This is a genomic window from Butyrivibrio hungatei DSM 14810 (assembly GCF_900143205.1).
GTDB classification, from domain to species: domain Bacteria; phylum Bacillota; class Clostridia; order Lachnospirales; family Lachnospiraceae; genus Butyrivibrio; species Butyrivibrio hungatei.
In genome coordinates this window covers 495,065-514,389 of record NZ_FRDH01000003.1, presented here as the reverse complement: position 1 = coordinate 514,389, position 19,325 = coordinate 495,065, and the positions used below count along the sequence as shown (strand labels likewise).

15 protein-coding genes are annotated in these 19,325 nt (G+C 40.5%); 10 read left to right on the top strand and 5 right to left on the bottom strand.

The features are described from left to right. Positions 1–129 precede the first annotated feature (129 nt). Together BUA02_RS02415 and BUA02_RS02410 are read right to left on the bottom strand one after the other, a co-directional pair. Positions 130–885: a TraX family protein gene (locus BUA02_RS02415; protein WP_072700663.1), complete on the bottom strand. Its 756-nt coding sequence runs from the start codon at positions 883–885 to the stop codon at positions 130–132. A 15-nt stretch (positions 886–900) separates the two neighbouring features. Continuing rightward, a complete protein-coding gene (locus BUA02_RS02410; RefSeq protein WP_072700661.1) occupies positions 901–2,049 on the bottom strand; it encodes a DUF3048 domain-containing protein in 1,149 nt (382 codons plus the stop codon). Positions 2,050–2,216: 167 nt separating this feature from the next. Between BUA02_RS02410 and BUA02_RS02405 the strand changes: the two genes are divergently transcribed. The 5 genes from BUA02_RS02405 to BUA02_RS02385 all read left to right on the top strand — a co-directional run bounded on the left by BUA02_RS02405 (position 2,217) and on the right by BUA02_RS02385 (position 7,482). After that, entirely contained in the window at positions 2,217–3,821 is a 1,605-nt protein-coding gene (locus BUA02_RS02405) for an MBL fold metallo-hydrolase RNA specificity domain-containing protein (RefSeq protein ID WP_072700659.1), read from the top strand. A 13-nt stretch (positions 3,822–3,834) separates the two neighbouring features. Next, positions 3,835–4,686, top strand: a complete 852-nt coding sequence (thyA, locus tag BUA02_RS02400) for a thymidylate synthase (protein ID WP_072700657.1) — start codon at positions 3,835–3,837, stop codon at positions 4,684–4,686. Between the two features lie 131 nt (positions 4,687–4,817). Continuing rightward, positions 4,818–5,327 carry a dihydrofolate reductase gene (locus BUA02_RS02395; protein ID WP_072700655.1) on the top strand — a complete coding sequence of 170 codons (510 nt, stop codon included), beginning with the start codon at positions 4,818–4,820 and terminating at the stop codon, positions 5,325–5,327. Positions 5,328–5,332: 5 nt separating this feature from the next. Further along, a complete protein-coding gene (locus BUA02_RS02390; protein WP_083572614.1) occupies positions 5,333–6,577 on the top strand; it encodes a glycosyltransferase family protein in 1,245 nt (414 codons plus the stop codon). 2 nt (positions 6,578–6,579) lie between these two features. After that, positions 6,580–7,482, top strand: a complete 903-nt coding sequence (locus BUA02_RS02385) for a diacylglycerol/lipid kinase family protein (protein ID WP_072701209.1) — start codon at positions 6,580–6,582, stop codon at positions 7,480–7,482. Positions 7,483–7,523: 41 nt separating this feature from the next. Here the strand turns inward: BUA02_RS02385 and BUA02_RS02380 are convergent, their stop codons facing one another. Then, the gene (locus BUA02_RS02380; protein ID WP_072700651.1) at positions 7,524–8,711 is read right to left on the bottom strand and encodes a DUF362 domain-containing protein; all 1,188 of its coding nucleotides are present in this window, start codon (positions 8,709–8,711) and stop codon (positions 7,524–7,526) included. A gap of 100 nt (positions 8,712–8,811) precedes the next feature. On the opposite strand from BUA02_RS02380, the gene BUA02_RS02375 reads away from it, so the two are divergent. Both BUA02_RS02375 and BUA02_RS02370 read left to right on the top strand, forming a co-directional pair. Further along, positions 8,812–9,711: a leucine-rich repeat protein gene (locus BUA02_RS02375; protein WP_072700649.1), complete on the top strand. Its 900-nt coding sequence runs from the start codon at positions 8,812–8,814 to the stop codon at positions 9,709–9,711. 49 nt (positions 9,712–9,760) lie between these two features. Further along, positions 9,761–11,380, top strand: coding sequence for an Mbeg1-like protein (locus BUA02_RS02370; protein WP_072700647.1), 1,620 nt, complete (start codon positions 9,761–9,763; stop codon positions 11,378–11,380). On the opposite strand, the gene BUA02_RS02365 is transcribed toward BUA02_RS02370, so the two are convergent. Next, positions 11,370–12,212, bottom strand: a complete 843-nt coding sequence (locus tag BUA02_RS02365; protein WP_072700645.1) for an AraC family transcriptional regulator — start codon at positions 12,210–12,212, stop codon at positions 11,370–11,372. The genes BUA02_RS02370 and BUA02_RS02365 overlap by 11 nt on opposite strands. Positions 12,213–12,370: 158 nt before the next feature. Between BUA02_RS02365 and BUA02_RS02360 the strand changes: the two genes are divergently transcribed. Genes BUA02_RS02360 through BUA02_RS02350 form a run of 3 tightly spaced genes read left to right on the top strand, consistent with a single transcriptional unit; the run spans position 12,371 to position 18,645 of the window. Beyond that, positions 12,371–15,691: a DUF5107 domain-containing protein gene (locus BUA02_RS02360; RefSeq protein WP_072700643.1), complete on the top strand. Its 3,321-nt coding sequence runs from the start codon at positions 12,371–12,373 to the stop codon at positions 15,689–15,691. A 57-nt stretch (positions 15,692–15,748) separates the two neighbouring features. Further along, the gene (locus tag BUA02_RS02355; RefSeq protein WP_072700641.1) at positions 15,749–17,098 is read left to right on the top strand and encodes a vWA domain-containing protein; all 1,350 of its coding nucleotides are present in this window, start codon (positions 15,749–15,751) and stop codon (positions 17,096–17,098) included. A gap of 44 nt (positions 17,099–17,142) precedes the next feature. Then, entirely contained in the window at positions 17,143–18,645 is a 1,503-nt protein-coding gene (locus BUA02_RS02350; RefSeq protein ID WP_072700639.1) for an ATP-binding protein, read from the top strand. 6 nt (positions 18,646–18,651) lie between these two features. Here BUA02_RS02350 and BUA02_RS02345 read toward each other — a convergent pair whose 3' ends face one another. Further along, complete coding sequence (locus BUA02_RS02345) at positions 18,652–19,125, bottom strand: Crp/Fnr family transcriptional regulator (RefSeq protein ID WP_072700637.1); 474 nt, start codon at positions 19,123–19,125, stop codon at positions 18,652–18,654. Positions 19,126–19,325 lie beyond the last annotated feature (200 nt).

The following is a 19,325-nucleotide window of genomic DNA, read 5'->3' as shown; positions in this document are numbered from 1 at the left end:
TCAACTCCGTAGCTGCGAAGCAGTGCGTATGCCGCAGAGTTTACAAGCCTTTTATTTCTAATACAGTAGTTCCCGCCGAGCAAGGACCTGCCTGAAAACACTTTCCGTTGTCGCTGGTTCCTCCACAAACTAATTACACAGCGCATATCTTATCAGATACAGTATCGTCAGATGCACAGGATAATATGCGTAGAAAAGATACTTGAGATTGCCAAGTTTCTTACCCTGTAAACCGCTATAGAATGCCATCAGAATAAATGCCGGGAAAGCATGGGATTCATTTGGCATGAGTGAGATAAAGAGAAATCCTGCTATGAGATTCACATAATCAAATGGTCGTAGGAAATAGAAGATGATCACCAAAGCAATTCCATAGCCGCGGTAGTCACAATGAATGTATTCTGCTAATAGAATTGCAGGTATCATCAAGATTCCAGACAACATATAGTACAAGACTGTTGGAAGTTTCTTATCTTCTAACCATTTCTTGATAAATTCAATTCCCCACAGCGTAATAAATGCAATGAATAAAGTCCACATTACGTTACACTGATCAGATCCTGTGTCAAATGCGTAGTCATAAGGAAGTTCAGATAGAAGAGCAAAACAAAGCAGACTAAGAGCGTATCTTAGTCTGCTTTTTGTATGAATGAAACCTTCTACAAGAAGGAAGCAGAAGATGGGGAAGGCAGACCTTCCAATCCATCTGCATGCTTTGTATATAGTTTTGATCTTTTCAAATGTTTCATGGTCAGGAATAAGACCTGCCTGATTAACTGGAATAATGATAGCTGCGCCTATGTGATCAATGAGCATCGTAATACAAGCGATAATCTTTAAAACATTGCCATTAATTTTGCGATAAGGTTTAAGATCTATAGGCATTTGTTTGACCTCGTATTATTCGAAGATTACTTTATCCCAAGTGTCATCAGGGATAAGAGCGATGTAAGTTTTACCAGTGTTGATCTGAAGCTCCTCACCGTTCTCATCGTAGAACTTTGTTACAGCAGTCTCGCTTGACTTAACCCATGTGATATCCTTAGCTACACCATTTGTGAGGTACCAAGCATTCTCACCTGAACCAATACAGTTGTAGATGAGGTAACCGTTTTCATCAAGCTGAGTGAAAGTACATTTCTGAAGGATTACGTTCTTGAATGCAAGAACTTCACCTGAATCTTCGTCTTCGTGAGGCTCGCCATATTCTGAGTACTCATACATGCCTGTTTCAGCGTTGTATGTAAGAGTTGAACCGTTGTGCTTGAAAGGAAGAGAAACCTTATTTGCTGTGTATGATCTGTCATACTTCTCATCGAGGTTAATTTCAGTTCCATAAGGTACGAAGTTGAAGTGTGAACCTTCATTAGCAAACTCATTGTAAGTAGCTGAGATATTATACTTCTCAATCTGAGAATTCATATCGCCGCTTAAGATGTACTCTGTAAACTCTCTCTTCTTACCATTGTTTACTCTTGAGAATACTCCTGAAAGATGGTCCTTAGCCCAATCTTTTGCGAAGTAAGCATCGTTGTGGTATGGGCCACCATCGTGGCAAAGAATTGCGTTCCATTCTGAAGCAAGAAGGATGTTTGTAGGACGTGTACTACGGATACTTCCGAGCTGCTCTACATTGTTCCAATCCTTAACGACGCACATAAGTCTTGTGATACGGTCATTCTTGGTGCTGTTCATAAGCTCGTATACTACGTCTGCCTGAGCTGTACCATAGTGTGGAAGAGCTGTAATCTCGTTATCTACCATTGCAGCGATAGGACGCTGATCCTGGATATCTTTGCTGATAGGCTCACCAGTAAGCTCGCTGTAGTACATGTCATCTGGAAGAACATAAGCTTCATCAGCAGAAACTGCTTCTGCTGTAGTGCTCTCTGTAGCTGCGTCATTAGCTTCAAGCTTTTCGTAAGAAACTTCGGACTGAGCGCCATCATTTGTATTACCGTCTGTCTTACCACAAGCTGCAACTGAAAGAATCATAGTCATGCTAAGAAGTGCAGCAAGGGCTTTTTTTCCGTGTGTTTTATTAAACATAAAAATAATCTCCCTTATAAAATCAAATCAGTAACTATTGTACCAAATATCCATAGAAAATGCCAATTTCTATTATTTCCCCGCGATTTTAAAATGGATTTTATAGTATTCTAACCTGCTATATAATACAAGATATGGTATACTTAGAAGCATGAGGTGACAAAAATATGAGACTGAAATTTATTGGGGCAGATCATGAAGTTACAGGCAGTTGCCATTTTATTGAGGCATGCGGCAAGAACATTTTAGTTGACTACGGAATGGAGCAGGGCAAGGACTATTTTGAAAACGTTCCACTTCCAGTGTCAGCGCCAGAAATAGATTATGTTTTCCTGACACATGCTCATGTGGATCACTCAGGAAATCTTCCACTTCTATATGCTAAGGGCTTTAGAGGCAAGATATATGCAACAGAAGCTACGGTAGATCTCTGCGATATCATGCTTAGAGACTGCGCGCATATTCAGATGCAGGAAGCTGAGTGGCGCAACAGAAAGGCCAAAAGAACTAAGGACTTAGATCTTATGGAGCCTTCCTATACCATGGAAGATGCTGAGAAGACCATAAAGAGCTTCATTCCATGTGAGTACAATAAAGAAATAGAGATCTGCGAAGGCGTCAAGATACGCTTTACTGATATAGGACATCTATTAGGTTCAGCCAGCATAGAAGTTTGGCTCACTGAAAAGAATGTCACAAAGAAGATCGTTTTTTCTGGAGATATAGGAAACAAGCATCAGCCACTAATTAGAGATCCTCAGAAGACTCCAGATGCTGACTATGTAGTCATGGAGTCAACCTACGGAGATAGGCTTCATAGCGAGACAAGACCTGATTATATAAAAGAGTTGGCGGAAATCCTGGAGAGAACTTTTAAAAGAGGCGGAAACGTGGTCATTCCTTCTTTTGCAGTAGGAAGGACTCAGGAGATGCTGTACTTTATAAGAAAGATCAAAAAAGATGGCCTTGTAAAGTCACTACCAAACTTCCCTGTGTTCGTAGATAGTCCCCTTGCTGTTGAAGCAACTGAAATATTCAGAGCTAATCAATCAGACTGCTACGATGAAGAAGCCATGGAGCTTGTTAAGAACCACATAAATCCAATAACTTTCCCGGGACTTAACCTGGCTATTACTACAGAAGAATCAAGAGCCATAAACGAAGATCCTGAGCCAAAGGTGATCATCTCAGCTTCGGGCATGTGCGAAGCTGGTAGGATCAGACATCATTTAAAACACAATCTTTGGAGAGAAGACTGCACGATCCTTTTTGTAGGATATCAGTCGATCGGTACCACAGGACGAGCAATCATAGATGGAGCAGAGCAGGTCAAGCTCTTTGGCGAGACTATCGATGTTAAGGCAGATATCTGCAAGCTTGAGGGATTATCAGGACATGCTGATAAAAACGGACTTGTCGAGTGGATAGATGGCTTTACCACTAAGAGACCAAAAAAGGTATTTATTGTTCATGGTGAAGATAGTGTTTGTACCTCTTTTGCGGAGTATCTTAGAAAAGAGCATGGATACGATACCTACGCACCATATAGCGGAACTGAAGTTGACCTTATATCAGGAAACATCCTGGTTGAAGGTAAGCCGATTCCTATTAAGAAGAAAGAATCAGCTCTTGTATCTGACGTTTATGCAAGACTTAAGGCAGCAGGTGCAAGACTCATGGGCATCATCGCAAGGAGCGAGGGCATGACCAATAAAGACAAGGCAAAATTCGCCGATCAGATCAATTCACTCTGTGACAAGTGGAGCAAATAAGGGAGGAGCAAACATGAGTAGAGCAGACGAGATCTTTATCGACATGTGTAAAGATATCTTAGAAAATGGAACATCAACAGAAGGGGAAAAAGTAAGACCACACTGGCCTGACGGAACGCCGGCTTATACCATTAAGAAATTCGGCGTAGTCAACAGATATGATCTGTCAAAAGAGTTCCCAATCATGACTCTTAGAAAGACTGCCCTTAAGAGCGCAACTGATGAGGTCCTTTGGATCTATCAGCAAAAGAGTAATAATATCCATGACCTTCACAGCCATATCTGGGATGAGTGGGCTGATGAGACAGGTTCAATTGGTAAGGCTTATGGTTATCAGATTGGTCAAAAGAGCATCTATAAAGAGGGCGAGTTCGACCAGATGGACAGAGTTATCTATGACCTTAAGAACAACCCATTTAGCAGACGTATCATGACAAATACTTATGTATTTAGTGATCTTCATGAGATGAATCTTTATCCTTGCGCATACAGCGTAACTTACAATGTTACACAGAAAAAAGGCGAGGACAGACTTACACTTAACGCAGTATTAAACCAGAGATCACAGGACGTTCTGGCAGCCAACAACTGGAATGTAGTACAGTACGCAGTCCTTGTGCATATGCTTGCGCAGGCTTGTGATATGAATGTTGGTGAGCTTGTGCATGTAATTGCTGATGCTCACATCTATGACAGACATGTGCCACTTATTAAGGAACTTATTGAGAGAAAGCCTCTCCCAGCACCTAAGTTCCATTTAAATCCAGATGTTAAGGACTTCTACAAGTTCACTCGTGATGACGTTTCACTTGAGGGCTATGAAGTCGCTGGAGAACAGTTTAAAGATATTCCAATCGCCATTTGAGCGATATAAGGAATGAGTAAACACATTGCTGTGCTTGCACAAAGCAATGTGTTTATGAAATGTCTGCAGGATTTCGAGAGCAAGGCGAAGAAATCCTGATATCGCTAATAATCAGTACACAGGAGGATTTTATGCAGGCAATCGTAGCAGTAGACAGCAATTGGGCAATTGGTAACAAAGGACAGCTTCTTGTAAGCATTCCTGCTGACCAAAAGAACTTTAGAAATATTACAATGGGCAAGACAATCGTTTATGGAAGAAAGACTCTTGAAACTTTCCCTAGACAGGTTGTTCTTCCAGGAAGAGATAATATCATTCTCTCAACAAGAGAAGACTACAAGGTAAAAGATGCAGCCGTAGCCCACAGCAGAGAAGAATTATTAAGCCTTGTTGAAGATCTTGATACCAATGATGTATTCATCATCGGAGGAGAGAGAGTATACGCGGATTTCCTTGATCTGTGCGATACAGCAATCGTTACAATGATCGACAAGGAATATGAAGCAGATGCTTACTTCCCAAATCTTGATAAGAACCCTGAGTGGGAACTCGTTGATGAGAGTGAAGAGCAGGTTTACTTTGATATTACTTATACATATAGGACTTATAAGCGAAAAGGAAAATTATTAAGAAAGGCTTGACGTCTATGTGTAAGAAGAACACAATTCTTAACAGCACAGCACAGCACAGCACAGCACAGCACAGCACAGCACAGCACAGCACAGCACAGCACATAATCTTATTTAAAGGAAGATATCATGAACTAGATTTTAAGATTGATAGATTTATTGATTACTTAAAGTCAATAGGAGTTGATTTCTATATAGTAGACACGAGAAATTCAGAGTCCTATAGTTGCAAAGAGTTTGATGACTATATCAGACAACAGGGCTGTGTAATGTTTACTTACAATGATATTGGGATAAGTTTATCTGAAAATGGTGAAAATGTTTGGAAGAAGAATAACATTCCAGTTTATACATATTTAGTTGATCATCCCAGGTATTACTTTGATGAATTGTTTGAGCCTAAATGCGAATTGAGTGTAATTTGCTGTGACCGAAATCATGTGGGTTTCTGTGAGATATTTTATTCAAAGGTATCGAGAGTATTCTTTGTTCCGCAAGGAGGAGAAGAGGTTGAGTTACAGATACCGATGGCCAAAAGAAAAAATGACGTAATATATATGGGAAATTGCAAGGAAGAGATTTCAAGCTTTTCAGTTCCTTCAGTTATTTTTGGTAGAGAAAAAGAGTTTTATTCTTTCTGCATCAGTCAGCTTTTATCAGATCCACGACAAACCACGGAATATGTAATAAATGAGTTTTTTCTCTCAAATAATATCCATGCGACAGAACTGGAATTACTGGATGTGTATAGGACTGCATCCCATGATATAGAGCATTGTGTTCGAAGAAGATTTCAGCTTCAAGCAATGCACGCGCTTGATAATGAGGGGATACATGTAGAAGTATATGGCGATGGATGGGAAGATAGCAATATGCCATTTTCAGATAATATCGTTATTCATGAAAGGATTCCTTCAGAAAAATTACTTCATAAAGTAGTAGAATCCAAAATCTCATTATGTTTTATTCCATGGTTTAAGGATGGATGTAGCGAAAAAAATTTTGATTCTATGATAAATGGAGCATTATGTGTTACAGATGAATCTGACTATCTTGATGAGAGATATAAGGATGGACAGAACATTATCTACTTTGATCTAAGAAATCCAGAGCAGATGGCTGGAAAAGTAAAAAGTCTTCTAGAAAATGAAGAAGAACTTGAAACAATTGCTTACAATGGCTATCAGACAGCGAAAGATAATGATAGTTGGAGCAATAGATATGAATATATTTATTCAATAATGAATAATAAGGTTGTATGAAAATGAAAAAGAAAAAAGCATTAGTACTGATAAACAAAACATCAGGAACAGGTAAGGCTGGCAACGATACTTTGGAAATAGTCACAAAGCTTGCAGAAAGAGGATATGAGCCAGTAGTATATCCGATACTTCCGGGAAGTGGCCTTACCTCTGAGACCATAATACCTGAATATGAAGGCCAGCTTGACATGATCCTTTGCAGTGGAGGCGACGGAACTCTCAATCACGTTATGAATCAGATCATGCTGTTAAAAGAAAAGCCGATCTTAGCTTATATACCATCAGGAAGTACCAACGACTTTGCAAAAGGACTTGGTATTCCGAGTGTTAGATCCAAAGCAATCGACATTGCAGTAAATGGAAGACCTTACACATACGATGTAGGTAAGATGAACGACCACTACTTTAACTATGTGGCGGCATTTGGAGCTTTTTCAAAGGTAAGCTATGCGACAGATCAGGAGCTAAAAAACGTACTTGGCTATGCAGCCTATGTACTCAGTGCTATGGCTGAGATTCCACAGAGTTTAGGATATAGCTGCCACATGAAGATTGAGGCAGATGGCCTTATGGAAGAGGGAGATTATATCTTTGGAGCAGTTAGTAATTCAGCGTCAGTTGCAGGTATGACACTCTTTGCAGATACAGATATCAAGCAGGATGACGGACAGATGGAACTACTGCTCATAAGAGCGCCAAAGAATCTGGCAGAGTTCAATGCTATCATTGCTGCTCTAGCAACCAAAGAGCCAGACAATCCATATCTTACTTATAAGCAGGTAAAAAATGTTAAACTTGTTTCAGATGAAAAGATTGAGTGGACACTAGATGGTGAGTTTGGCGGAGCCTTTAAGAAAACCACAATAGAAGTAGTAAATAAAGCAGTATCAATAATGGTTAAATAAAATACCGCCAGTCTCTATGAACTTAGAGCTGGCGGTATTAATCACTTTCGATTTATCATTTTTCCTATAGGATTTTCATGGACCTTCATGGCTCCCTTAGGGCAGAATTCCTGACAGCAGAAGCATTTGATACATTTATTTCTGTCAATCTCTGGTAAAAGAGCTTCTTTCCCCTTAACCTTCTTGGTAACCATGGTAATAGCGTGAGCTGGGCAGGTCTCGTAGCACTTCTTGCAGCCAATACATTCAGAAGGCTTAACTAAAGGCTTTGTTGAGAACAGGAATTTTACAACACTAGCTTTTATAGCGTTAAAGGTGCTGCCACCTTCAAAGGTGATACTTTGATGGATGGTGGCTTTTTTGTAATCTGAGATCTTAACATCTTGAAGTAAAGCACTACCTACAACTTCTACTTCATCTACAGACTTAGGACCAAGACCTCTTTCATAGGCTGCCTTCATAGTCTGAACATCATTGATTCCAAGACCTATTATGTCAGCACAGACCATATCAAGGGCATAGGGATTTTTGGATGCAAGTACAAGACCGATATGTCTCTTTTCACCTGCAGTTGGTCCATTGCCCTCCATACCATCGATGGCGTCTACTACGTACAAAGCCGGTTTAAAATACTCATTCAGGTCCACCATAAGATTTGCAAAGGCGTTCTCTTCAGGGAAACGCATATGATACTCAGGCTTGGTGGTGCCTGGAATTGTGCCGAACATGTTCTTGACTGCGCAGCTCATACCCATCATAGCGTGGGTCTTGAGCTTGGAAAAATTGATAATAAAGTCCACATCATCAAGCCATGCAGTATAGATAAATGTCTTGATGCTGATTGCTTCAGGAAATTCAGCATCTTTTATTTCTAGGTTTGTATTAAGCTTTACCTTCCCTGGGAAAGCCTCTTCTAACTCATATAGACCGCAGGTCTTGTATACGTTTTTTACAAATGCAGGTGTGAAAAGACCTCCTGGACTATCGCCGACAATTACACTAGCGCCAAGTTCCACAATGCGCTCACAGAGTCTCTTCAAAAGAGCTGGGTGAGTAGTGACAGCTTTATCTGGATTCATGGCTGCTACAAGGTTAGCCTTGATGCCGATAGTCATGCCTTCTTTGACAAAGCCAAGACCGCCAATTGCGTCAATGGCGTTATCAATGGCTTTATTTATTTCGAGCTGTTCGTAGGAACTGCATTTTTCTACTGAAACTGGTTCAAACATAGGAATCTCCTGGACTATGATTTCGGTGGTAGTTTAACATATTTTCAATAAGATGTACAATTAACTGTATACTATAAACATGAAGAAAATAGGGTATGATATGCCATTTACATACGAAGTAGTACAGCACAAAAAAGATAATCACGAATTTATACAGATCACAGGCTTTGAAGGTGAAGTAAGAGACCTGGTAATCCCTGCAGAAATAGATGGAAAGAGCGTTGAGGCGATAGGGAATCACGCCTTTTCTGGAAGAAATGATATCAGGACAGCTCAGATTCCGGAGACAGTGAAGACTCTTTACGGTTTTTCTTTTCACAATTGCAGAAATTTATGCAAGATATCACTATACGACAGCATTGATGACTATTACGACGGTGTTTGCAGGCAGTGTGACAGCCTGACGGACATTGATATTACTATTAAAAGAGACTGGTATGAAGTCATCAGGAATTTCCTTGCGGATAACGACAAGACTTTGAGATTTACTATTCATAGGCAGCAGGAAACCTCGCAGCTGACTTTCCCTGAGTATGTCTATGATTTTGCAGATAATACCATGGCAAGGACTATACAGTTTTCTATCAGCGGATCGGGCTATGCCTACAGAGAATGCGTAGACAGGCGTAAAATAAACTATAGGGAATATGACAAGCTCTTTGAGAAGGCGCTTATAGATGGAAACATGATTTCCGAAGATATAGCAGTGGGAAGACTCATCTATCCTCATGAACTTGATGACTCTTTTAGAACCATCTATGAAGACTATGCCAGAGCCAACATGAAGGATATTCTGGAGAGGCTTGTGCAAAGAGCTTCCCAGGAGATTGATACAACAGGTGTCATAAGAGCACTTAACCAGTATGGTAAAGATCTGGTGTCAGACGAAGCTTTAGATCATGGGCTTAAGCTTGCGACAGAAAAGGGGCTTACCCTTGTAAGCGCAGCTCTTATGGATAAGCACCAGGATAATAGTAGCGCACTGGAATTTAAATTTTAACAATAGCTGTAGTTTTATTCATCAGTTGTGACAGGGACAGGTGAAGAAAATGGCAAATATTATTGATTATGTTAATTGGCGTGGAGATATCTCTTTTGACGAAAGACCATTAAATGAAATTGATGTAATGGTCCTTTGTCACCTTGGTTATGCAGATATGACGCCGGCATTTACAGGAATTGGATCAAAAAGAGAGCGCACAATAAAAGAGGTGTGGGATGAACTTGGAGAAAATGTAAAGTTCAGGCTCATAACTTCCGGAAGGAATGACAGAAAGCTTCTGGAGCAGTGCGCAAAGTCCAAGAGATTTGGCAGCGTTGTCATATCAAACTATGTGGACGAAACCAGTGTTATAGCAAACATGCAGTTTGCAGCCTTGACCTACCACGTTTCTGATAACGAGGTTGTTGTAGTTTTTAGAGGAACTGACGACACCATCGTGGGCTGGAAGGAAGACTTTATGATCAGTTATACCAAGGTTCCTGCCCAGGAGAAGGCCTACAGCTATCTGAAAAGAACTTTGGCTAGGAATGAAAAGTGTCATGTGGCCGGTCACTCTAAAGGCGCGAATCTGGCTCTTTTTGCGGTAGCACATCTTGAAAAAGAAGAACTTGATAAGGTTGCAAAGGTTTATCTAAATGATGGACCTGGTTTTTGCAATGAAGTTCTTGATACAGAGCTTGTCAGTAAGATTGATCATAAATGCGTGAGGATTACCCCTGAATTCTGCATTGTAGGTGGGATTTTTGAGCCTAAGATAACAGAAAACTACATAGTTAAGAGTAGTGGCACGCAGATGATGCAGCATAGTCTCTTAACCTGGCAGGTTAGTGGCGATGGACTGGTGACGACTACTGAGCACGATTCAGCCAGTGAGCAGATAAATACTCTTTTTGATAAATTCATTGAAAAGATGGATGATCTAAAGGACAGGCAGGCATTTGTCAATTCTATCTTTGATACCATGGGTGAAAATGGCGCTGTCACTGTAGAGGAGTTTACCAAGGAAGGTCCTAAGGCCTTTGAAAATCTTATCTTTACTGTACTTGGTGACAATGCGGAGGGTCTAAATCCTCTAAAGAGCGTTAAGGATAACGTGGTTTCAGATATCAAGAATTCCTCTATTGGAAAGGTCATGGAGGAAAAGAAAGATAAAAAGAAGATATTCAGGATAGCATTCTGCGTGGCTTTTGCAATTCTGTGCTTCCTTATTCCGGATGCATTCATAAAGACAGCCTTTGCAGTTACTATTTTTGCTATTGTGGCTTATCAGGTATATCTGACAATCCACCATCTTAGAAAATCAAACTGGGATATCAGTAAAGAGAGGATCAGAGTCAATGTCAGCATAGTCCTTATTGTTGCCTATGTAGTGCTGATAGTTAAGGATGATGCGATGTTTCTTTTTGCCAGCATCTTATTTGGAGTAATATTCCTTGTGAGCGCCTATCAGTGCTTTATCAACATCAAGGTTAGCTGGGATGACAAACTAAGAGTTGTAAGATATTCATTTCAGGGAATCCTTTTGACTTTGTATGGAGGCTACCTTATGGTCGGCCCTGAAGTAGGACTTGAGTGGTACACCATGAGCTGCGGGATATTTGTTCTCTTAGATGCAGTCTTTGAGCTGATCCACTTGCTTAGAGTCAGGAGCAAATTTAAAAATTAGTTCTGTATTCCCTGGGCGTCTTACCGGTTTTCTTTTTGAAGGTTGCACAAAAAGAGCTTTCATTTCCAAAACCAAGCTGGTAGCAGATGTCCTTGCTGGATAAAGAAGTGTTAAGCAGCAGGTATTTGGCATGGTCAATCTTTGATGTGATTATGTAATCGTGAGGAGTAAAGCCTGTTTCTTTCTTAAAGATCCTGGAAAAGTAAAACGGGCTGAGGTTAGCCTTTTTGGCGAGCTCCTCAATAGAAAGCTCTTTATCCAGGTTGTCAGAAATAAAAGCAATAACATCTTCAACAGGCTCTGAAGCCGACTCTATAGAGGCAGTCAGCTGATTGGAGACCATGAGCTCAGTCATTATATTTATGATCCAGTTATTTATTACAGTCTCATTTATTGGGGCTGTATTTTTGTATGAAAAATAGAGCTTATCAAGATATTTTTTGAATCTATAGTCCGAAGCAAGACTTATGACATTTCCCTGCTTGTTAGTGATGGCGTCATAGTAGCCTCTGGCAAGCTTGCCATCATAGTGAAACCACACAGCCTCCCAGCCATTATCCGATCTGTAGGAATGGGGCTTATAGCAGTCGATCAGAACAATTTGACCGGCCTTTGCAGCCAATTTTATTGAGCCTGTAGTGATCTCACAATCACCTTGTTTTATGTACATGCAAAGAAAACTGGTATAGTTGTTTCTATAGAGTTCGTACCCTGCTTCGTATCTGAAATTGCCAATGACAGTTGGATAGAGAAAAAGCTCTTTGGCTAAAGCACTTGGAGTGTGGATATAGTAATCAGATTTTGGGGTGACGTATTTTTCCTTGGATAACATATCCGGATCCTTTCACATAAAATATTATGAGCAAGATTTTGATATCTTATAGCAAGCTGATATAATGAAAATCTAGTAAAACATGGATATTATCATATTATATAAAAAAGCAATCTAAAGCAATAATAAATAAGTGGTCAAGCTATATGGAGGCAAGAATGAAAAAAGCAAAGATATGGGAAGAATGGGTAGTTATTCCAACATATGAAGTTGGAGCACCTGACAAGAACCCTATGTTCCTGGAAAAGAGGGTATATCAGGGAAGTTCAGGCAAGATCTATCCATATCCATCAACTAATGATATAAGCACAAAAAAGACAGACAAGAAGTGGAAAGCTGTCTATCTTGAGAATGATTATATTAAGATCATGATCCTTCCTGAGCTTGGAGGCAGGATCCAGAGAGCCTATGACAAGACCAATGACTATGATTTTGTTTATTACAACAAGGTCATCAAGCCTGCTCTTGTGGGACTTACAGGCCCATGGATCTCAGGAGGTATTGAGTTTAACTGGCCTCAGCATCATCGCCCAACTACATATATGCCAGTTCGATATTCTATAAAAGAAAACAAGGATGGAAGCGTTACTCTGTTAACAGGTGATGTGGACCAGATGTATGGAACCAAGGAAATGACTAAGTTTACCTTGTATCCGGATAAGGCCTACATCGAGATCACAGGTCAGCTCTATAACAAGACACCTCTTCCACAGACTTTCCTGTGGTGGGCTAATCCTGCTGTTGCAGTTAATGATCACACACAGTCTATTTTTCCTCCTGATGTTCATAACGTATATGACCATGGTAAAAGAGCTGTTTCAAGATTTCCAATTGCAACAGGAGAGTACTACAAGCATGACTATAGCGAAGGTGTAGATATTTCAAGATACAAAAACATCCCTGTTCCAACTTCTTATATGGCTGAAAAGTCAGATTATAACTTCGTTGGTGGCTATGACTACCAAAAGCAAGCAGGACTTCTTCATGTAGCAGATCACCACGTATCTCCAGGTAAAAAGCAGTGGACTTGGGGATGCGGCGACTTTGGAAAAGCATGGGACAGGAACCTTACAGATGAAGATGGCCCATACATCGAGCTTATGACAGGTATGTACTGTGACAACCAGCCTGATTTCTCGTGGCTTAAGCCTTTCGAGGAGAAGGTGTTCAAGCAGTACTTTATGCCATACAAGAAAGTGGGACAGGTTAAGAATGCCAGCATCCACGCAGCTCTCAATATGGAGCTTAGAGATGGCGGCAAGCTGTACCTTTGCGTATATGGTACAAGTCCTAGAGAAAGTGCAAGAGTAGTTGTTTACTACGACAGAAAAGAAATTTACTCAGAAGAAACAAAGCTCTCACCGGTTGATATTTATGAAAAGACAATTTCTCTCAAGAAACTGATCCCTGGAGATATCGATCAGTACAAATTAAAGGTTTGTGTATATGACGGCTTCAAAGAGCTTGTATCCTACGAGCCAAAGGATCAGGGAATCCCAAAGGCTGCTGAACCTGCTAAAGCAGCTCTTTTGCCAGAAGAGATAAAGACTAATGAAGAGCTCTACCTTACGGGGCAGCATATCGAGCAGTACAGGCACGCTACATTTCTTCCTGATGATTATTATCTTGAGGGACTTAAGAGGGATGAGGGTGACACAAGGCTTAATAATGCTTATGGCCTTTTAATGTTTAGAAGAGGCAGATTTGAGATTGCAGAGAAGTACTTTAGAAAGGCTCTGGAAAGACTTACTGTCATGCATCCAAATCCATATGACAGCGAGCCCTATTACAATTTGGGCCTGGCACTTTTTTACCAGGAAAAGTATGACGAAGCCTATGAGGCATTCTATAAGGCAACCTGGGTTAATGAGCTTCAGGAGATGGGCTATTACTATCTAGCTACAATTGATACCAGAAGAGGAGACTATGAGGAAGCTCTTGAGCACGTGGAGAGAGCTCTTGTTAAGAACGCGCACAGTATCAAGGCAAGGGGCCTTAAGGCATTTCTTTTACTTAAGCTTGAAAGAGAAAAAGATGCCATGAATATGGTCAAGGAAAACCTTGAACTTGATGAATTTGACTATTTATCAAGATATATCAGCATTCAGTTCCATAAGGGAAGAAGCAGAGAGAGTGCTTGGCTTGACTATATGTCCTTTATCAGAAGTAATCATGAGATCTGCCTCCAGGTTGCAAGAGATTTTATGGAGTGGGGCATGTACTCAGAGGCCTCAGGTGCCACTGGCGTAATGGGCGAGGAAGATCATCACCCTATGCTTCGCTATTATAGAGGTGCCTGCGATATCAGGACTTACCACTACATGGACGAGCCACTTCGCCAGTTTGAGACTGCACAGAACATGCCATCAGATTATTGCTTCCCTAATAAGCTTGAGGATATAGCGGTTTTGAAGACTGCTATTAAGGTGTCTAAGAATCCTTCTAAGGCATGCTACTACCTTGGATGCCTGTACTACGATAAGCTTCAGTATGACCTTGCTATTGAATATTGGGAGAAGTCACTAGCGCTTGATGACACATTCCCAACTGTTTGCAGGAACCTTGCTATTGCTTATTACAATAAGCGTGATGACAAGAACAGGGCAAAAGAGCTTATGGAGAAGGCTTTTAACCTTGATAAGAGCGATGCAAGGGTGTTCCTTGAACTTGATCAGCTCTATCAAAAGCTAAATGTCCCACTTGGAGAGAGACTTGCAAGGTTTGAAGAAAATATCGGGCTCATTGAAAAGCGCGATGATCTCTATGTTGAATATGTGACACTTCTTAATAGTCTTGGTAAGTACGACGAAGCTATCAAAAGAACTAAGAGCCACCTTTTCAGGACCTGGGAAGGCGCTGAGGGCAAGATAACAACTCAGTTTAAGGTTAGTCTCCTAGAGCAGGCGAAGGCTCTTTTGACAAAGGATGATACTAAGTCCTGCAAGAAAGCAGTGGGGCTCTTAAAAGAGGCAGTGAGCTATCCTGAAAACCTTGGAGAGGGAAGACTTGAAGGAACTAAGGACAACCATGTTTACTATCATCTGGGACTTGCATACGAGAAGCTTGGAGACGAAGAAAGGGCAAGAGAAAACTATGAGAAGGCAACGCTGGGAGCCATGGAAGTTGCAGGCATGATGTACTATTATGACCAACCTGCTGACATGATCCTTTATCAGGGACGAGCATTTGAGAAGCTTGGAAATGTTAAGGAAGCAAACTCCAGATTCTATAAGCTTCTTGACTATGGTCAGCAGCATCTTGATGACAAGTTCAAGATGGATTATTTTGCAGTTTCAATGCCTGATATGTCTGTGTTTGACGCAGATATGGACCTTAAAAACAAGGCACATTGCTATTATCTCATGGGGCTTGGAAGCCTTGGAATTGGGGATAAGGACAAGGCAAAAGAGTACTTTGGAAAGGTACTCATCATGGAAAATACACATCAGAATGCCGGAATATATCTAAAGGAGTGCTAGCAGAGTTTGCTATCTGGATTGTATAATAGGGGTATCTATCACAAGTGAGAGGTTAGTATGGCAAGTAGCAGGAGAATAGAGCTTGAGGCAGCAGGCAGAGAAGTCTTAAATGCTTCAAGAACAGAACTTTATATTGCTATGCGTTTCATGGGGGCAGCCTTATCCAGTCTGTCCTATGAAATGGATCTTTCAACTACCAGCGTAGGTACAGATGCAGTTAATATCAGGTTTAATCCCTCCTATGTATGTAAACTTTTTTTGGAGGAACCAGGTAAGCTTAATAGAACTTACCTTCATATGATACTTCATTGCATCTTTAGACATATGTATACCTCTGCCAGATACACAGACGTGCAAATTTATGACCTTTGTGCGGATATAGTTGTAGAGTCGATCCTTGATGGCATGGACTATCAGTGTATTTACAGAGTGTCCTCGGACTATAGAGACAGATGGTATTCTCAGCTGGAGAAAGAATTAAAGGTCTTAACAGTAGAGAAGCTCTATAAGTATTTCAAGGATAATGAAGAAACTATAGACATATTTGAGATTGAAAAGCTTGAACGGGAGTTTAAGCTTGATGATCACGGCTTTTGGCAAAGGCTCCCTGATGATCCTCCAGAAAATGATGACTCTGAAAATGAGCAAAAGAAGCATATAAATCCTATTATCCTTAAGCAGATCCAGGATAAGGAAAAGGATTGGGATAAGGAAGCAAAAAGACTTCAGACTGAGATAGAGACTATTGGTAAAAATGCCAGCGACAGACTTGGAAAACTATCATGGATACTGAAGTTTCACAATACTTCAAGAACTGATTACAAAGAATTTTTGCAAAGGTTCATGGTCATAAGGGAAGAAGGCGGCATAGACATGGATACCTTTGACTATGGTATGTACGCCTTTGGCCTTGATCACTATGGAAATATGCCTCTTATTGAAGAAAATGAATTTAGGGAAGTTAAAAAGATCCAAGAGCTTGTAATAGCAATTGACACTTCTGCTTCCTGTAAGGATGAGCTGGTGCAGAGATTTTTGAATGAGACCGCAGCAATACTTTTGAACAAGGACAATTTCTTTCAGAGGATCAGAATACATGTCTTGCAGTGCGATGATCAGATTCAGAAGGATGATGTCATAGAATCTGTTGATGATATGAGACGCTACTCGGAAGAAATTCATGTAGAGGGCGGATATGGAACAGACTTTAGGCCTGTTTTTGAGAAGGTTGAGAGCCTGAGGTCATCTGGAGACATTGGTAATCTAAAGGGACTGATATATTTTACAGATGGTTACGGAGTCTATCCTGACAGACCAACAGATTATGATACAGCATTTCTTTTTCCAAAGGATGGGGATTATAATGATGAAAAGGTCCCTGCCTGGGCCCTTAAACTATATGTTTGAAATGATATATCAGCAAGATCATTATCAGATGGAGAATATTTGTTATGAATATCGATGAAGCCAAAAACGAGGTAAAAAACGCCGTCAGGGCATACCTTTTAAAGGATGAAGCAGGTCAGTATGAGATTCCTGTTGAAAAACAAAGACCAATCCTTCTCATGGGACCTCCCGGAATCGGTAAAACAGCCGTTATGGAGCAGATTGCCCACGAGCTTGGTATAGGACTTGTGTCCTATACTATAACCCATCACACAAGGCAGAGTGCCATTGGTCTTCCAAAGATCTCTGAAAAGAGCTATGGAGGAAAAGAGTATTCTGTTACTGAGTACACCATGAGTGAGATAATTGGAGCTGTTTACGAGCAGATCGAGAAGTCTAAGGTAAAAGAAGGAATTCTTTTCCTTGATGAGATCAACTGCGTATCTGAGACTCTTGCTCCAACCATGCTGCAATTTTTACAGTACAAGACCTTTGGAAGTCATAAGCTTCCTGAAGGTTACATCATTGTAACAGCCGGAAACCCTCCTCAGTACAATAAGTCTGTAAGGGATTTTGATATCGTAACTCTTGATAGAGTGCGCCAGATCAATATCGATGAGGATTTTGATGCCTGGAAGGAATATGCCTACAAGGCAGGTGTTCACGGCTCTATTTTGTCATACCTTGAAATCAAAAAAGAGAATTTCTACAGCATAAAGACTGATGTAAACGGCAGAAGTTTTGTTACAGCAAGAGGCTGGGAGGATCTTTCAAGGATCATCAAGGTTAACGAAAAGCTTGGCATTGAAGTTAATGAGAATCTTACAAGTCAGTATCTTCAAAACACAGAGATAGCAAGGGATTTTGCTGATTACTATGAACTGTATCGCAGGTACAATGAGCTTTACAAGATTCCTGATATCCTGGAAGGAAGATTCCCTGAAAATAAAGAAGCTTTAAGAAATGGCTCTTTTGATGAAAAACTAAGTATCCTGGGGCTTCTTACAGATAAGCTCATGGATGAGTTTAGAGATTATGCTAAAGATCAGGCTGTTCAGAAGATATTATTTGAGAAGATAAAAGAAATGGCTTCTGAAAGTGATGTAGTTGATTTTGGCGCTGTTGCAGGTGATATGGAAAGTGCCTTGGATGCAGAGGCAGAAGCAGACATGATCAGCAGGGATGATGAGAAGGTAAGAAGGCTTGCAATTAGTCTGATCAGAGAACTGTCTGAATTGCTGGAACGCGAGGCTTCTGGTGGAAGCAGTGTCATAGACTATGCCAAGAAATGGTTCACTGAAAGAGAAGATGCCCGCCAGGCCAGGATCAAGGCTACAGACACTCACCTGACACACAGCTTTGAATTTGTTGAAGAGACTTTTGGCAATCCAGAGTCTCTGACTGGCAGCCAGGAGATGGTAATCTTCATCACTGAGCTTTCTAACGCATATTATAGCCTTAAATTTGTTAAGGATACAGGTAATGAAGCTTATTACAATTATAATAAGCTCCTGCTTCTTAATGACAGAAAGCAGGAGCTTAGAAACCTTGTTTATGAGCTTACTTGATAGATCTTATTTCTTTTTCTCGTACTTTGTTCCGGCGACTTCGCCGCGAACATTGTACTTGGCAAATTGATTTGAAAAGAACCCTTGATAGTTCTTTTCTCTAACATCCACGCGGCCCTCAGCCACGTCTTTTACGAACATATCCATGCTGTATTTCATGTTGTACATGGATTCAGCCATTTTCTTCATGATGACGAAGGTGTCGTGATGATTACTCTTAATGTATTCGTCGATATCTGCAAGAGTAATCCTCATGACCGCCATGTCATTGAATGCCACAACAGTGTATATTGCTGGCTTCTGAGTCAAAAGCCCCATCTCTCCAAAATAATCGTCTTTTGAAAGAATACCAAGAATGGCCTCTTTATCTGTACCATAACCTGTGTATACTTCTGCATTTCCACTTATTATCTTGTACATGTCCATATTTACTTCGCCTTCGCGGATTATGACAGTACCTTCAGGTATCTTCATCAACATATTCGTACCCTCGTATTGGAAAAAGAAACTGTGAAAAAACGATAGTTTATATTCTATATTATAGCATATATAGGTATAATTATAGATAACGGAGGTGGCTCAATTTGACAAGGACTACAAAGAAAAAGCAAGGATTGATGAGATCCTAAGATAAAAGGTTTGACAATTAAAAATTGTAATGGTAGCATAAACCCCGTTGA